Annotated in this window: 15 protein-coding genes; 7 read left to right on the top strand and 8 right to left on the bottom strand. The window is 65.2% G+C overall.

Annotated elements, in window-relative coordinates:
• Positions 1-25 precede the first annotated feature (25 nt).
• Entirely contained in the window at positions 26-466 is a 441-nt protein-coding gene (locus ACWEQQ_RS41275; RefSeq protein ID WP_452352046.1) for a Zn-ribbon domain-containing OB-fold protein, read from the bottom strand.
• Between the two features lie 340 nt (positions 467-806).
• On the opposite strand from ACWEQQ_RS41275, the gene ACWEQQ_RS41280 reads away from it, so the two are divergent.
• The gene (locus ACWEQQ_RS41280; protein ID WP_452352047.1) at positions 807-956 is read left to right on the top strand and encodes a hypothetical protein; all 150 of its coding nucleotides are present in this window, start codon (positions 807-809) and stop codon (positions 954-956) included.
• A 5-nt stretch (positions 957-961) separates the two neighbouring features.
• Here ACWEQQ_RS41280 and ACWEQQ_RS41285 read toward each other — a convergent pair whose 3' ends face one another.
• The 5 genes from ACWEQQ_RS41285 to ACWEQQ_RS41305 all read right to left on the bottom strand — a co-directional run bounded on the left by ACWEQQ_RS41285 (position 962) and on the right by ACWEQQ_RS41305 (position 7850).
• Positions 962-1318 carry a nuclear transport factor 2 family protein gene (locus ACWEQQ_RS41285; protein ID WP_452352048.1) on the bottom strand — a complete coding sequence of 119 codons (357 nt, stop codon included), beginning with the start codon at positions 1316-1318 and terminating at the stop codon, positions 962-964.
• A gap of 238 nt (positions 1319-1556) precedes the next feature.
• A complete protein-coding gene (locus ACWEQQ_RS41290) occupies positions 1557-2288 on the bottom strand; it encodes a hypothetical protein (RefSeq protein WP_452345140.1) in 732 nt (243 codons plus the stop codon).
• 190 nt (positions 2289-2478) lie between these two features.
• Positions 2479-3624: a phosphotransferase gene (locus ACWEQQ_RS41295; protein WP_452345139.1), complete on the bottom strand. Its 1146-nt coding sequence runs from the start codon at positions 3622-3624 to the stop codon at positions 2479-2481.
• Positions 3625-3695: 71 nt separating this feature from the next.
• A complete protein-coding gene (locus tag ACWEQQ_RS41300) occupies positions 3696-4352 on the bottom strand; it encodes a TetR/AcrR family transcriptional regulator (protein WP_452352049.1) in 657 nt (218 codons plus the stop codon).
• 144 nt (positions 4353-4496) lie between these two features.
• Positions 4497-7850, bottom strand: coding sequence for a protein kinase domain-containing protein (locus ACWEQQ_RS41305; protein WP_452352050.1), 3354 nt, complete (start codon positions 7848-7850; stop codon positions 4497-4499).
• A 164-nt stretch (positions 7851-8014) separates the two neighbouring features.
• On the opposite strand from ACWEQQ_RS41305, the gene ACWEQQ_RS41310 reads away from it, so the two are divergent.
• From ACWEQQ_RS41310 to ACWEQQ_RS41325, 4 genes are all read left to right on the top strand, one after another.
• Entirely contained in the window at positions 8015-9253 is a 1239-nt protein-coding gene (locus tag ACWEQQ_RS41310) for an NAD(P)/FAD-dependent oxidoreductase (RefSeq protein WP_452352051.1), read from the top strand.
• A 62-nt stretch (positions 9254-9315) separates the two neighbouring features.
• Positions 9316-9552, top strand: a complete 237-nt coding sequence (locus ACWEQQ_RS41315) for a hypothetical protein (protein WP_452352052.1) — start codon at positions 9316-9318, stop codon at positions 9550-9552.
• A 96-nt stretch (positions 9553-9648) separates the two neighbouring features.
• Positions 9649-10533: an SDR family oxidoreductase gene (locus tag ACWEQQ_RS41320; RefSeq protein WP_452352053.1), complete on the top strand. Its 885-nt coding sequence runs from the start codon at positions 9649-9651 to the stop codon at positions 10531-10533.
• Between the two features lie 261 nt (positions 10534-10794).
• Positions 10795-12246: a WS/DGAT/MGAT family O-acyltransferase gene (locus tag ACWEQQ_RS41325; protein WP_452352054.1), complete on the top strand. Its 1452-nt coding sequence runs from the start codon at positions 10795-10797 to the stop codon at positions 12244-12246.
• An 84-nt stretch (positions 12247-12330) separates the two neighbouring features.
• Here the strand turns inward: ACWEQQ_RS41325 and ACWEQQ_RS41330 are convergent, their stop codons facing one another.
• Positions 12331-13488, bottom strand: coding sequence for an acyl-CoA dehydrogenase family protein (locus ACWEQQ_RS41330; RefSeq protein WP_452352055.1), 1158 nt, complete (start codon positions 13486-13488; stop codon positions 12331-12333).
• A gap of 77 nt (positions 13489-13565) precedes the next feature.
• Here ACWEQQ_RS41330 and ACWEQQ_RS41335 point away from each other — a divergent pair, with 77 nt between their 5' ends.
• Both ACWEQQ_RS41335 and ACWEQQ_RS41340 read left to right on the top strand, forming a co-directional pair.
• A complete protein-coding gene (locus ACWEQQ_RS41335; RefSeq protein WP_452352056.1) occupies positions 13566-14447 on the top strand; it encodes an HpcH/HpaI aldolase/citrate lyase family protein in 882 nt (293 codons plus the stop codon).
• Positions 14444-15427, top strand: a complete 984-nt coding sequence (locus ACWEQQ_RS41340; RefSeq protein ID WP_452352057.1) for a MaoC family dehydratase — start codon at positions 14444-14446, stop codon at positions 15425-15427. The genes ACWEQQ_RS41335 and ACWEQQ_RS41340 overlap by 4 nt, the downstream gene beginning before the upstream one ends.
• Here ACWEQQ_RS41340 and ACWEQQ_RS41345 read toward each other — a convergent pair.
• Positions 15395-15955, bottom strand: coding sequence for a TetR/AcrR family transcriptional regulator (locus ACWEQQ_RS41345; RefSeq protein ID WP_452352058.1), 561 nt, complete (start codon positions 15953-15955; stop codon positions 15395-15397). The two genes, ACWEQQ_RS41340 and ACWEQQ_RS41345, sit on opposite strands and share 33 nt — an antisense overlap.
• Between the last annotated feature and the right edge of the window lie 58 nt (positions 15956-16013).

Raw genomic sequence — 16013 nt, forward strand, 5'->3', positions numbered from 1 at the left:
TACGACCAGCGATCTGGTGCTCCGATCAGCCCCGGGCAGGGATCGGGGGCACACGCCGGCACCCCAAGTGCCGCGGATCGGCACACACCGCGAAGACCGGAAAGCTGTCGTGCCAGGGACCCGGCTGAAAATGCACGCGTACCGGCCCACTCGGGAGCAGCGGAACGTTCCCCTCGATGGACGTGTAGACCCATGGACCCTCGTCGAGTTCGACAATGGCAATCGTCAACGAAGTCAACTCACCTCGCGCACCAGCACGATCCACCACCCGCCACGACAGAATCGCACCGGCACCCGACGAGGGCACCCACTCCAGGTCCTCGGACGCGCACAACGAGCAGCACGTAGCCAGCGGCGCAAAAACTCTGTCGCACTCGGCACAACGCCGGATCATCAATGTGTCTTCCACATGCTGGGCGCGGTCGTTTCCGATGCTGTCTGCCTGCTGCGGATCGGGTGCTGACATGGGATCCTCCGCCGAACGGTGCTGATGGACTTCGTTTCAGCATCGTCAGTTGGGGTTGTTTCAGCGACGGTCGAATGACCCCGGTGCATACCTATTTTCCGGCGAACGGGACCTGTATCACTCGTACCTCGGTAGAGCCGCCAAGCCGCCCACCGGTCCAGCATCGCACCAACACAATTTGACCTACCCCTGGAGATCTGGCGTCGACCGCGCTTGCATTGAGTCACACCCGACGACACGTCATCGCCGATAACAGGTTGTTCGAAGCACCCTCCGCTGTCTGAGCCGAATTGCGATACTTGTTGCGGTGGAAGGGACCTGATCAACGAAGGTGGTTCTGATGGGTGACGATCCAGCCATCGACGAGAACGAGCCGGGCTCCGGCGCCGATTCCGAAACCGATGCTCAGGAGCCCGAGCAGCGGACACCGCCGCGCGTCGGTGCGGTTCCGGACTCGGTCGTGTTCATCCAGCCGCCCCCGGTGACCTAGCGGGGTTAATAGGTGCATGCGGCGATGCCGGGGACGCTGAAACGGGGTCCGGCGGCATCGATCAGCTTGCCAGAGCGGAGACGCAGGGGACCGGAAAACGTTCCGCTCCAAACCCATTCGGAGTAGAGATGGCCCTCGGCAGCATAGGTGTCACCGAACACTATTGCCGAGTCGGGTGCGAACTCGAGCATGTATCGGTGGAACTTGCCGATGCCCTCACGCCCCTCATACGTCGCGTCCATCGCGACGTCGGTGTAAGTCCCGTCCAGAGCGAAGAACTGCAGCAGGCTTTCGGGATCCGCGGTCCATGCGTGTGAGTACGATGCAGCGAATCCCGTGTCGGTCGGGTGAGGTGTCGTCATGGAAGTCCTCCTCGTGTCGGTTGCGGCAGCCGCGGAATCAGCCGACGCGGTCCCAGTCGACACGTTGCACTGTGAACGACCAAGGACTCCTATTGCGCCAGATCGAATTCCGGCACCGGGTCCGATCGGGTGCCGACCGACAGCAACGACGTCAGTAGCGCGCAGCGGATTGCGAACGCGCGCAGCCAGGGATCGGGAAGCCTGGACCAATGGCCGGTCCGGGGAGTCTGGGGGAATGTCATACCTGTGCCGTATCGGGAACTGGGGCCGCCGAAGGAGCAGCCAGTTGGCGGTTGGCGCGCATCGTCATCACCGACATCATCACAAGGAAGATGGCGTATGTCGTCAGAGCCAGCCAGAAGATCAGGACACCGTTCCAAGCGAGTGGGCCCGAGAAGAAGAAGTAGGCCAGAACATCCGGGACGAACGAGAGCGCGATCCAGAAGTTGGCGTAGCCGACCCACCGGGGGAAGACCGTCTGCTGGTTGGTGAGTACGCAGACACCGATGGAGATGTTCTGAATCATGAACGGCACGATCGGTGTGAGAAACAGCAGCCAGGCCATATCGTTCAGGAAGCGGATCGTCGACGGTTCGAGGGCATCGGGGCGGAACGCGATGATCGCGAACAGCATCATCGGGAGAATGAGCAGCATCGCCGCCACCGTGCCCGCGACCATCTGCACGAACGCCAGAATGGGAATTCGGCCCTCCACCCGGAGCAGATGGATCGTGATCACGGTGACCAGCGGAATCGTGAATGCGATTCCGAGCTGGGCGATCACGAAACCGGTCATTCGCACAGTGCCACCGTCGGAGTAGAAGTCGACTACGCGTTGGGTGCTGTGCGACGGCCCGAGTGGCAGTGGGAGCACGCCGGCGATCAGCCAACCGAGCAGGCTGACCAGCAGGGTCACCAGTCCGGTCATCGAACACGCGTTGAGGATGCGTTTCTTCGTATCGGTGAGCATGGGGCCTCCTGAAGGCGAGGGGTTGGCCTTGGGGCAGCTCACAGATGGATTCTTCTCGTCTGCATCCCTACCAATGTGACTTAAATCAAAGTTAGATTAAGTTATTGGAAGGCGTCAACCCGTACTCCGGACGGTGGCTGCGAGTGGTCTACCCGCCTGAACCCGGGTAGTCCGACAGTGAAGTGAGCTGTTACAGGGCGGCCGCGAGGGCCCGCTCGACATCGAGGTCCAGGAGGGTGTTGATGGCGCGCTTCGCGGTGACCTCCATGCGGTCGTCAGGCTGCATGCCGCCGGCCGCCAGGGTGAAGACGATGGCGATCCAGCCGTCGACGGTGAGGAGACGGTAGGTGTCGAAGGCCTCGTCGAAACTCGGTGCCTCACTGCCCGCGCCCGCCTCGGCCAGGCCCTGGAGATAGCGCCGGAGCAGGTTGTGCTCCTCCGCGCGGCGCAGTTCGGTCGGGATGGAGTGCATCATGAAGTACGCGAAGTCGCGCAGGCCGTTCATCTTGTGGAAGACCTGCCAGTCGTAGATGCCGGCGGTGCCATCGGGGTTGGCGAAGGTGTTGCCGAGGTGGCAATCGCCGTGGCAGAGGGTCTGCGGCATCGATTCCCAGACCTTCACGAGCGCCGGCTGGTTCTGCACGTAGTTCTTGGTGAGGCGCCGGACGGGATCGGGCACAACGCGGTCCTGCTTCATGAACCGGTTCTCGCTCCAACTGAAGAAACGCTGCATGAACGGGTAACCCGGCCTGCGGGAATAGGTTTCGAGCCAGGCGAGGTCGGTCTGGAACCGCGGGGATCGCCAGAAGCGGCCGTGCAGGGTGGCGAGCAGGTCGATGACGCCTTCGGCATGCTCCTTGGTCGCCTCGTCGTCGGCGTTGTAGAAGGTGACATCGCCGCGCAGGGCGAGGTCCTCGAAGGCGATCACGTAGCGCCCGCCGACTCCGGCGCGGCTGACGAACGGCGCGATGGTCAGGTCCGACAGGCTCGGCTGAATCTGGGTGAAGAAGCGCGATTCGTAAGTGTGGCAGCCGAATCCGGAGACGATGATCCGCGAGACCAGCTTGGTCGAGGTGCCCTTCGCGAATGCGGATGCAGGCAACCCGGCGTGGCGGCCGGCTTCGTTCCAGGTCAGGTGCAATCGGGCCCGGTCGGTTGTACCGCGCGAGTCGATCTCGACCCGCAGGGATTCGATCTTCGCCCCGGGTGTGCCGTTTGCCAGCGCGGCTGTCAGCTCCAGGGGCGTCAGCGAATCGAGTCCGTAGCCGGACTGGCTGGGTACCCATGGGGAGAGGCCGAGGAGTATGTCTTTGGTCGCAGAGAGTGTGGCGCGCATCGGGAAACCTCGCGTTCGTGTTGGGGGTCACACGAAGCGTAGCGTCAGTTTTTACTCTTGTATAGAAAAAATTAGACGCGCGTCGAATTTTCTCGAGGATGCGTGGTGCTGGACAGCCATACGTGAACCAGGGCTGCTTCGATCTCGGGAAGGGGCCGGCCGGACTCGACGATGGAGGCGACGTCGCGTTCCATCGCCCGTGCTGTCATGTCGACCAGCACGGCGGCGAGAGCTGCGGGCTGGAAGCCCTGATACATGTTGTCGTCGCGGGCGATCCGTTCGCTCGCACCGGCGGTGAGCTCGTCGATCGTCTCCTGCCAGACCCGGCGAACCTCGAGGTCCTCCCGCACCGCCTCGAACATCGCCGCGATCAGTCGCGCGTGAGCGCGCCAGTACTCGACCGTGGCGTGCATGCCACGGTGAATCCGCTCGTCGTCGGGCAGGTCGTCGCGGCTGTACCAGTCCACCGCGACCGCTCGCAGGTTGTGCTGGATATCCGCGATGAGCGCAGCCACCGCCGCGCCCTTCGTCGGGAAATAGAAGTAGAAGTTGGAACGGCTGATACCCGTCTGGCGCGCGATGTCCTGCACCTCGATATCGGCCAGGCGATGTGACTGCAGCAATTCGGTCAAAGCGTTCAGCACGTCGGTGCGGCGCCGACGTCCCTTGCCGCTGGCTACCGCGGCTGCAGACGCATCTTCCGAATTTCGATTCGATACCTTCGTCACCAGGAGAGTCTAGGGCAGGCCGCTCATGCTCTGCGGGCCTCGAACGCGAGGTGCAGACCTGGTCGAGTGCCCATGGGCCCGACTTTGTCGCCACTATCGGCTTGGCGGGCTGACCACCGCCCATCGTGCGAGTTCGTCAGGGGATCAATGCGGCGCGGACTGGATTGCCGAGAGTATCGGCGACACGTCCTCGTCTCGAATCAACCGCGTGATTCCGAGCTCGGTGCAACGAGTTGCGGTGCGGGACAGCAATTGTTGGGCCGAGTCGTGCTGCCCGGCCGCCCATAGGCATTTGGCGAGCAGGACTTCCGCGGTGATCAGCGCGTGCTGCCGGCCGCGTTCGGCCAGCGATTCGACCAGGGATCTGGCCTCGGTGACAGGCGGCGCTTCGGTATCGGGCGCGATGAGGGCCCGCCGGATTGTATTGGCGCGGACGATGTCACGGGTGAGCTCGGCTGTTCCGGACTTTTCCCCGTCCACCGGTGCCGAGACAGTCGTAGCGGCGGTGTCCTGCAGCCCCAAGCGGATTCGCTCACTCGCGATGGCGGCCGCCAGCCGCGGGAACGATTGTTCGTCGGCCAGCCGCGACCCGGTATCGAGTCGCGCTTCGGCCGCGGCCCGGTTGTGCCGCGCCGCTTTGACTTTCGCTCCGGTGACGTGGATGGCGATCATGAAGTCGACCGCCCCTGCCGTCGGCTCGGGTTCGAAGGCCTCATCGAGGAGCCTTTCGGCCTCGTCGAGTTCATCGCGCTCGTACAGCAGGTTGCCGAGCAGCGCTCCGGCCAGCCGCGCTGCCATGCCCGGGGTCGAACGTCCGCGCATCGCGACCTGGCATGCCTTGCGCAGGTAGTAGTCGGCGGCGTCGAGGTCCAGCTGTTCATGCGCCGCGATGCCGCTCAGACAGTATGCGTAGGTTTCGGTGAACGGTCCGCTCGCGTTCTCGAGGTATCCGGAGGCGCGCTCTCGGCAGGCTCGGGCCGCCGCGTAGTCCGAGCGGGTGAGCGCAAGGAACGACGCGGCGACCGCGGCTCCGGCCGGATACCATGGCTCGAAGGCTTCTGGATGTGTCAGGACGGGAGCGATCAGTTCGGCGACCCCCTCGGTGTGATCGGCGAGCACCGACGCGATCGCTTCGATCAACCCGCCGTGCGCCCGCAGGTTCGTGGCCACGGCCGGGTCGTACCCCGGGGCATCCACGATGGCGTAGAGGCGATCCAGGGCAGCGCGCGCGGCCGCCGCTTTGCGCAGGGTGAGGTTGGCGAGGGCGATCACGAGCTGTAGGCGCGGGCGCGTGGCGGCAGCTTCGGTGGGGACCTCGTCGGCGAGTGCGAGCAAACGTGCCATCTGCCCCTGCTCGAGCAGTGCGATTCCGGCGTTCTCGACCAGTTCGGCGGCCCACTGATCATCTCCGGCGCCGAGGGCGTGGGTCACGGCGTCGCTGACCATCTCATGTTCGGCGAACCAGCCGGCGGCCGCTCGGTGCAGGACCGGAATACGCTGGGGCTGATCACGTTCCAGCCGTCGCTGCAGAAAGTCGGCGTACAGGCGGTAGTACTTGAACCACCGGCCGTCCTCGTCCAGCCGCCGCAGGAACAGGTCGCGTTCCTCGACGTCTTCGAGCAGCGCCTGGCCCCGGTCGCCGCCGGTCAGCGCATTCGCGAGACCGGCGCATATGCGCCGGGTGATCGAGGTGGCCGTCATGAACTCCACGAGTCGCGGATCGAGCGCGTCGAGAACGTTCTCGGTGAGGAACTCGCCGATGGCGTGATGGCGGCCGGAGAGTTCGGTGAGCAGCGTGTCGGGAGTGGTGCCGTGACGCAGGGACAGCCCGGCGAGCTGTAGGCCGGCGACCCAGCCTTCGGTGGCGGCCGAGATGCGCGCCGCGTCCTCGGAACCGATCTCCACGTCGTCGTAGTGCAGCAGGAGCGCGTGTGCCTCCTCGTCCCTGAAACGCAGTGCGGCGGAGTCGATTTCGACCAGCTCACCACGCACGCGCAGGGTGCCGAGCGGAAGTCCGGACCTGGTGCGGCTCGTCATGATCCATTGCAGGTGGTGGCAGCCCTTGTCGAGCAGGAACCGCAATGCCGAGCGGGTCGTGTCGCTGGTCACCAGATGCCAGTCCTCGACGACGATGGCCAGCTGCCGCTTCCGCTCGTGGATCTCATTGATCAGGGCGCCGAGCACGAACCGCTCCGCGCCCGTACCGGCTTCTTCGAGGACAAGCCGCAGTTCGGCCCCCAGTCCTGGGTCGGCCCGGCCCAGCGCCTCGAGCAGATGTGCGCAGAAGATGACGGGATTGTCGTCGTCCACGTCGGCCGCCAACCACGCGACCCGAACTCCGTCATGATGCAGTTGTTCCGCCAATTGTGTTGCGACACTACTCTTTCCGAAGCCGGCCGCAGCGTGGATGAGGGTCAGCCGCTTACGGGCGTGCAGCTCGGCGAGTTCGACCAGGCGTGGCCGGCGCACCAGGATGTCAGGGGGGTGTGGTGGGCGGAACCGGGTCGCGGGCGTCGGGAACGAGATGCTGCGGTGATACCGGCGCGACACCGAATCCAGGGTGGCGGTGGCGATCGACGGCAGCGCCGAGCCATTGCCGCTCTCGGGCAGGCCCATGTCGTCGACCGGTAATCCGTAGCGGCGCTGAAGCTCTCGCAGGGACTCACCGAACTCACGCGCCGAGCTCGGCCTGTCCTCGGGACGCGGGGCCATCGCCGTGGAGATGAGCGCGGCCGCCTCGTCCGGAATCTCGGGTGCCCTCGGCGGACCTTCCCGTCCGATCCGCACGAACTGCGTCACCAGGTCTTCGCCCTCGAGTCGTTCGAAGGCCGCGTGGCAGGTGAGGGCGGTGAACAGGGTGGCACCCAGACTGTAGATGTCGGATTGCGCCGTCGATGTTCGCCCCGACAACACTTCCGGGGCGGTGAAGGCCGGGGAGCCGGTCACTTCGCCGGTGCCGGTTTCGAATCCGCCGGTGACGTGGGCGATGCCGAAGTCGCACAGCTGAGGTTCCCCGTAGTCGGTGACGAGGACGTTTCCGGGCTTGACGTCGCGGTGCAGTATCCCATTGCGGTGTGCCGTCTCCAGTGCGCCCGAGAGCTTGACGCCCAGTCGGAGTCCGTCCGCGAGGGGGAGCGGTCCGCGAGTTCGGAGAATCTCGGCCAGTGATCCGCGTGAGTGGTACGGCATCACGAGAAACGGCCGACCGGTCGCGGTGACGTCGGCATGCAGGACCGTGACGATATTGGGATGCCCGGACAGCTTGCCGAGAGTGCGCTGTTCGCGCAGGAATCGGTCGATATCGCCCGGGCGCGGGCCGACTCGGAGCACCTTGATGGCAACCTGCCGGTCCAGTGCCCGCTCCAGACAGCGATACACGGAGCCGAATCCGCCACGACCGATCAACTCGGCGCCTTCGAACCCTTCGGCGTCCAGTTCCGCTTCGATTCCGAGTGCCGGGCGCCGCTGGGTGCTCGCCGGATCGTCGACGGTGCTCATGAATCGTCCTTGACACGGTCTTCGTTCGTGGATCAAGGATACGACCGTGGGCAATCGGGTGGCAGCCGCCGACCCGGGGCCTCGGGCGGTGACCCACCTGTTGACGGGTACTCATAATCTAATTTAATCTCGATTAAAGTTGTATCGAGCGGGAAGGTGACCGAGTGTCCCAGGAAAACCTCGTCGTAGTCGGAGCGTCCCTCGCCGGGCTGCGGGCGGTGGAAGCCGCCCGCAAAGCGGGTTTCGAGGGTGGCATCACTCTCATCGGGGCCGAAGCGCATCTGCCTTACGACCGTCCGCCGCTGTCGAAGGCGTACTTGGAGCAACTGCCCGATGGTGAGGGGCCCGCGTCGACCATCTTCCGCGACGAAGCTGTCCTGCGCGGCGAACTCGGCGTCGAGCTCGTACTCGGTACGCCGGCAACGGGTTTGGATACCGAAGGTAAGCGGGTCCTGATCGGCTATCGCGCCATCTCCTACGATGCGCTCGTGATCGCGACCGGTGCCGATGCGCGGATGCTGCCCGGCGCGGAGGGCTTGAGCGGCGTCCATGCGCTGCGGACCCTCGATGACGCGATCGCGATCCGGCAGGCCCTTGATGCCGGTGCGCGCACGGTCGTCGTCGGTGCGGGATTCATCGGTTCGGAGGTGGCTGCCGGTGCGCGCAAGCGCGGTCTGGACGTCACAATTCTCGAAGCGCTGCCGACCCCGCTGGTCCGGGCGGTGGGCGAACGCATGGGCGAGGCGTGTGCGGCCCTGCACGAGCGGAACGGCACCCCGCTGCGCTGCGGTATCGGTGTGACGGGTCTGGAAGGCGAGGGCCGCGTCGAGCGCGTGCGGCTCAGTGACGGCACGGCGATCGAAGCGGATCTCGTCGTCGTGGGCATCGGCGCTATTCCGGCGACAGGCTGGCTGGAGGGTTCCGGATTGCGCCTGGACAACGGCGTGGTCTGCGACGAGACGCTGTGGACCGGTGTCGACGGGGTGTATGCCGCGGGCGACATCGCGCGGTGGCACAACCCGCTCTTCGATCGCCTGATGCGGCTCGAACACTGGACGAGCGCCGCCGAGCAGGGTGCCCTCGCAGCGCGCAATGCTTTGGCCCCCGAATCCGCCAAGCCCTATCAGACCGTGCCGTACTTCTGGTCCGACTGGTACGACAGCCGGATCCAGTTCGTTGGCGTGCCGACCGCCGACGAGATCAAGGTCGTGGCGGGTGACCCCGACGCCGATGAGCGCTGGGTCGCGCTGTACCGCGAAGGTGACAGGCTCGCAGGAGCGCTCACCCTGAACGGTCAGAACGTCATTATGAAATACCGTGGCCTGCTCATGAAGAAGGCGAGCTGGGAGGAGGCCCTCGCCTTCGCCGCGGCCCGTGTCGCCGCTCCAGTTCCCAGCTCATGACCTTTGACAGGTGCCGCGCGGCCTGAGCGCGGGCATATCAGGCAGGGCTGGAGGTCGGCGGGATGCGCAGCGGAAACCGGGTGTCGACGGTGACACTCGTGGGCCGGCAGCTCTTCCGGGTCGAGGTCCGATTCGACTGTGCATCGGGGGAGATGCGGCTCGAGTATGCGGCCACGGCCGCGGAGGCCAGCCACTTTGCCGCGGCGGTGATCGCGCGCGGCTATCGCGTGCTGGTGGACCGAAGGGTGCGTCGAGGGCTGCGGCCGTTGCCCTGCCGCGACCTGTGGCGGTATGCCTGATCGGTTCCGATCAATCGGGGCTAGAATTTAATTTATATTCCAATATAATGACTGTCACAGCTGGTCGATCACGACCTCCAATGAGGTAGGTAGGGAATGAACGAATCGCAACTGACTCGTCGAATCGAAGGTCGCGTCGTCGCCATCACGGGCGCGGCGCGCGGCATCGGCTTGGCGACTGCGAAGGCGCTGCACCGTCGTGGCGCCAAGGTGGTCATCGGTGACATCGACGGTGACGCTGTCGCGAAGGCCGCCGCCGAGATCGGGTCGGACGTCGAAGCCATACGGGTCGACATCACCGACGAGCAGTCGTTCGTCGCCTTTCTCGCTAAAGCCGAGGAACGCTTCGGCTCGCTCGATGTCTTGATCAACAACGCCGGCATCATGCCGATCGGCCCCTTCCTCGAAGAGTCGACATCGCTGTCCAAGCGAGTGCTGGACATCAACGTGGCTGGCCCCATGATCGGGATGCGGGCAGCGCTGCCGGGCATGATCTCTCGCGGCTCGGGCCATATCGTCAATGTGTCGTCTATGGCGGGCACCGCTCCGATTCCGGGAGGTCTGAGTTACGGCGCCAGCAAGGCGGCGGTGATCTCGATGACCGAGACCGCGCGGGTCGAATTCGCGAAGTCCGGCGTGTCGTTCACCTGTGTGCTGCCGTCTTTCACCAACACGGAGCTGATCGCGGGTACCCGGGGGACGAAGTTCGTTCGCAACCTCGAGCCCGAGGAGGTTGCCGAAGGCATCGTCGGAGCGATCGCGGCGCGAAAGGCGGATGTCTACCTGCCGGGGATCCTCGGACCGATCGCTCGCCTGCAGCCGGTCTTCGGCCGCAAGCTCAGGGACTTCATGAACCACCTGCTCGATGCGGACACCACGTTCCTGGCCTTTGACAAGTCCGCGCGAAGTGGCTATGACGCGCGGATCAGCGGTGCTCCGGAGTCTCCGAAATCTTCCCCGGCGCGCCGTTCGCGGAGCTGAGCGCGGCTGCGATTGATCCGCGTTGAAAAGGGGCGGTCCCGTTGGGGCCGCCCCTTTTTCGTGCGTACCCGCACGCGGGTGCTTCCTGATCGGCAGGTCTGCTGTGTAGAGCGCCACATGTCGCCCGACCGCCGCATTGCAGTCAAGATTTTAAAGTACATTAGATTCTGCTGGGGATCGGGGGTCGGTTCCACGGTTTCACAGCAAGGGCATTCAATGACGAACGCCATCCATCCGTTCCAGTCGAGTGAGAACAGGTAGATGACGAAAACCTTCCTGAACCTTTTTGATGCCGCATGGTTCTTCGTGGAAAGGGGTGATGCGCCTGCGCATTTCGGTCCGCTGATCATCCTTTCGCCGCCGGCGGGGACGCCGGCCACCTATGTGCGAGACCTGGTCGCGCAGTGGCGCGCGAGTGAGACCTTCGCCCCACCATTCAATACCGTGCTGCGCAGGAGGCCGATCCCGTGCTGGGAAGCGGTTCCTGACCAGGATATCGACCTGGACTACCACCTGCGGCACATCGCATTGCCCGCTCCGGGCGGTCAACGGGAACTGGGAGTACTCGTCTCCCATCTGCATTCGCTTCCGTTGGACCGCCGTCGGCCGCTGTGGGAATGCCATGTCATCGAAGGGCTCGAACACGGCCGCTTCGCGATCTACCTCAAGTTCCACCATGGGCAGTTGGACGGTGTCGCGACCGCCCGGCTCATAGGCCGGATCTTCTCGACCGACCCTGACGCTCATGACTTGTTGCCGCCGTGGAGTGCGGGTATCCGAGGTAATGGTCCCTCACGGCGGCCCATCGCCACTCAAACCGCTGCGAGCACGGTCTCGGCGTGGGGCAGGTTCGGTGCTTTCGAAAGATTCTGTCGCGCAATTGGTTCCGTTGCGGTGGCGGGGCGGGCATTGGTTGATATGGCGCTCGCCGTCCGCGCGGATCGCACCGGCGATCTGACTCGACCGTTTCAAGCGGCAACGGCACTGTTCAATCATCGAATCTGCGATCAGCGCAGATTCGCCACGCAGCATTACGATCTGGCGCGCTTCAAGCGTGTCGCGAAGACCGCGAATGTCACCGTGAACGATGTCTTCTTGACGGCGTTCGGCGGCGCGTTGCAACGATACCTGTGGGAATTGGATGCGGTGCCAGACGGTCCGATCGTCGGCCAGATTCCGGTGAACGTGCGCGAGCTGAATGCGGCGACAACGGGGAACGCACTGGCCTTCATTTTCGCTCGGTTGCGCACCGACATCAGCGATCCGGTCGTCCGCCTGCAGGCGGTGCATCGATCCACCATCGCCGCCAAGGGTTTCCATCAGACGCTGCCGCCGTCCGCGGTCACACCGTTCACGCTGCTGCTGATGGGGCCGCAGATGGCGCTGCTGATCGCCGGCCTCGGCGGGATCGGCCGCCCGCCCGCCAACCTGGTCATCTCGAATGTGCCCGGACCTGTCGAGCCGCTGTACTTCAACGGCGCCCGGGTGGAAGAAATCTACGGTCCGTCGGTGCTCTTTCACGGCCAAGCGCTGAATGTGACGATGTCGAGTTACGCCGGCAAGGCCGTCATCAGTTTCACCGCATGCCGCAGGTCCGTACCGCACGTGCAGCGGCTGGCGGTGTATACCGGCGAGGCTCTGGAAGAGATCGAAGCCGCGCTCGGCATTGATCAGTTACCCGAGTCTGTTGCGCCACACGAGACTTCGGCGTAGTCGACCCGGGTGAACCGCAACGAGAACGGCCGGTGGTTGCGATCAGGATCGCAAGCACCGGCCGTTCCGGTTCACGCGGCGGCCTCAGCGAGAGAGGCCGCCGCGGGCAATGAGTTGCGACGTAATGACATTGCGCTGGATCTCATTCGTGCCCTCGCCCACGATCATGAGGGGGGCGTCGCGGAAATACCGTTCGACGTCGTACTCGGTCGAATAACCGTAGCCGCCGTGGATGCGCACCGCGTTGAGCGCGATCTCCATGGCGACTTCGGAGGCGTAGTACTTGGCCATGCCGGCTTCCATGTCGCAGCGCTCGCCCGCGTCGAACTTGCGTGCGGCGTGCAGGACCAGCTGCCGCGCGGCGGTGAGCTTGGTGGCCATCTCGGCCAGGTAGGTGCCGATGGCCTGGTGCTGCCAGATCGGCACACCGAAGCTCTCACGCTGCTGGGCGTAGGCGAAGGCGTCGTCGAAAGCGGCCTGGGCGACGCCCAGGGCGCGCGAGGCCACCTGGATGCGACCGGTTTCCAAGCCCTTCATCATCTGTGAGAAGCCCTTGCCCTCGGCCCCGCCGAGCACCGCGTCCGCGGGCGCGCGGTAGCCATCGAAGAGCAGTTCGCAACTCTCGACACCCTTGTACCCGAGCTTGGGGAGATCGCGAGAAACCGTCAGGCCGGGGCCGTGTTCCACGAGCAGGATGCTGATGCCGCGGTGGCGGGGTTCGGCGGCCGGATCCGTCTTGCACAGCAGTGCGATCAACTGCGATCTGCGGGCGTTGCTGATCCAGGTCTTCGCGCCGTTGATGGTGTAGCCGTCGGCGTCTCGCTTGGCGACGGTGGTCATGGCCTGCAGGTCGGAGCCGCCGCCGGGCTCGGTGAGGGCCATGGTCGCCCGGATCTCGCCGGTGGCCATCCTGGGCAGATAGCGCTGCTTCTGTTCCTCGGTGCCGAAGGTGAGGATCAGCTTGGAGACGACCGTGTGGCCGCCCATCGCGCCGGCCAGGCTCATCCAGCCGCGGGCGAGCTCCTCGGTCACACCCACGTAGCACGGCATCGAGACTGGTGCTTCGCCGTAGGGCTCCGGGATGGCCAGGCCATAGATACCGAGCTGTTTCATCTGCTCGATCAGTTTTTCCGGGTACTCGTTGGCGTGCTCGAGGTCGCGAGCGACGGGCCGGACCTCGCGGTCGACCCATTCGCGCACCGTCGCCACTACCTGCTGTTCCTCGGCGGACAGCTCGCTCACCGTTGACTCCTCGTTGGGCTCGGATAACTATCGATATACTTTAACATAGATTAAAAACCGTGAAAGGTGGTTGCTTGATGACGGGACGTCCACGGCGGAGGTCGGTCCTCTGCGTGCCGGGTGGCGACGAGCGCAAGATCCGCAAGGCGCTGACCGCTGGAGCGGATCAGGTGGTCATCGATCTCGAGGATGCGGTGCCGCCCGCGGGCAAGGACCGCGCGCGGGCGTTGCTGGGCGGCATTGCCTGGGGCGAGGTCGCCGATGAGCTGCCGTCGATCGCGGTGCGGGTGAACGCGCCTCGAACACGCTGGTGCCATCTGGATATCGACGCGGTGGTCCGGCTGGGCGTGCCGGCGAGCTCCATCGTGCTGCCGAAGGTCGAATCGGCGGGGGATCTCGAGTTCGCCGATCGTCTGCTCGACGGCGTCGAAGCCGATGTCGGCCGGGCCGAACGGATCGCGGTGGAAGCGCTCATCGAAACCGCCGACGGACTGAGCCGGATCGAGCAGATCGCCGCGGCGACATCGCGGCTCTCGACCTTGATCACCGGGTACGCGGACCTCGCGGCATCGCTGGGCAGAGCGGCGGGCCTGGATCCCGCGCTCTGGATCGCGGTGCAGGACCGGCTGATTGCCGCCGCGCGCACCAACCGCTTGGATGCGGTGGATGGTCCGTATCTCGGTGTGGGAGTCGATGACGCGTTCGAGGCCGCCGTCGGCCATGCTGCACGGATCGGGTTCGATGCCAAGTGGGCGATTCACCCTCGGCAGGTCGAGGCGATGAACCTCGCGTTCGAGCCGTCCAGCGAACAGGTGCGGTACGCGCGCGCAGTGGTGGATGCGCTGGCCGCTGCTCATGACAGTGGTCGTGGCGCGGTGGAGCTCGATGGTCAGATGATCGACGAGGCGATCGCGGTGGCCGCGCGCCGGACACTGCTCAAGAGCGGAGCTTCACTGTGAACGCCGAAGGACCGTACTTCGAAGAACTCGAGCCCGGTCAGGTATTCGACGGCGCGCCGTCGGTCACCCTGACCGATGGCCTTGCGGCCGTACACCAGTCGATAGTCGGTGATCGTCTCCGGCTTCCGCTCGACCACGGCCTGTCCGCGGCCGTTACCGGTCGGGCCGGTCTGGCGCACCCGGCGCTGGTGTGGGACATCGCCATCGGCCAGTCCACGGTGGTCACCCATCACGTCAAGGCCAACCTGTTCTACCGCGGGCTGGTTTTCCGGCGTACGCCCCATCTGGGCGACACCTTGACCACCACGACGACGGTCGAAGGGCTGCGGCAGAACCGCCGTCGTCCCGATCGGGCTTCGACCGGACTGGTTGCCTTGCGCATTCGCACCGTCGATCAGCACGGCCGGGACGTCCTGGACTTCTGGCGCTGCGCCATGCTGTCGCTGCGCGCGGATCGTGATACCGGCCGCGCCGACGACCTGGACGGCATCGGTGCGGACGCGGATCTGAATTGGTGTGCGGCGGTGGGGGATTGGGACGTCGCGGCACTGTCGGGGAGCGGCGCGCCCGGCCTGATTCCCGAGGTCGGCCAGCGGGTGGAGGTGGTCGGTGGTGACGTGGTCGACGCGGCTCCGCAACTGGCCCGGATCAGCCTCAATATCGCCAGGGTGCACCACGACGCAGAGGCTGCTGGTGGTCGTCGATTGGTCTACGGTGGCCACACCATCGGCATCGCGTTGTCCCAGGCATCCCGGGCATTCCCGAATCTGGCGACGGTCGTCGGCTGGCACGGTTGCGACCACGTCGGGCCGGTTCACGAAGGCGACACACTACGCAGCGTGATCACCGTCGAAGAGGTTGTCCCGGTCGATACCGGAGGTCGCCTGGTCCACCTCCGGTCGGAGGTATTCGCCGGAGGCCCTGCCGTCGATCATGAACGCCCGGTTCTAGATTGGCGCTACGTGGCGCTTTTTGGCTGACAACTCCCCGAGCTCTCGCAATAGCCGGCGCAGGACCCATTCGAGTGCCTCCGGGTTCTCGCCGGAGTCCAGCTCCTGATAGCCGGCCAGGAGGTATAGGCCCCAGCGGGCATGGTGGAGGGCTTCCTCCTCGTTGTCGAGAATCGCTCGGGCAGCATGCGCAACCACTTCCAGACGCTGGTTGTCGACGGCGTCCTGAATCGAACGGACCTCGGGGTCGACCTTGCTCCAGACCCGGATCGCCGCCTCGGCGCGATGGGGAAGATCGATCGCGAACCGCAGCAGGGCGTCCAGCTGGGCGAGTGGATCTCCGTGTTGCTGCGCCGCTTCGACCAGCTGCGTCGTCCGCTCCGCTTGCCAGTGCTCGAGCAACTGCGAGGTGAAATCGTGCCAGTTCTCGAAGTAGTGATAGAAGGATCCGGTCGTCACCCGCAGGCGCTTGCACAACGTCGCCTGCTTCAGTGCGCTGTAACCCTGCTCTGACAGCAGCTCGAGCGCGGTGTCGAAGTAGTCCTGCTTGATGGCCATTGATCTCCGTCTTCGGTGTCAGGTGGACGTCGGCCGATGTTGGCTCGAAGTTTCCCCC

The organism is Nocardia sp. NPDC004123 (genome assembly GCF_053603795.1).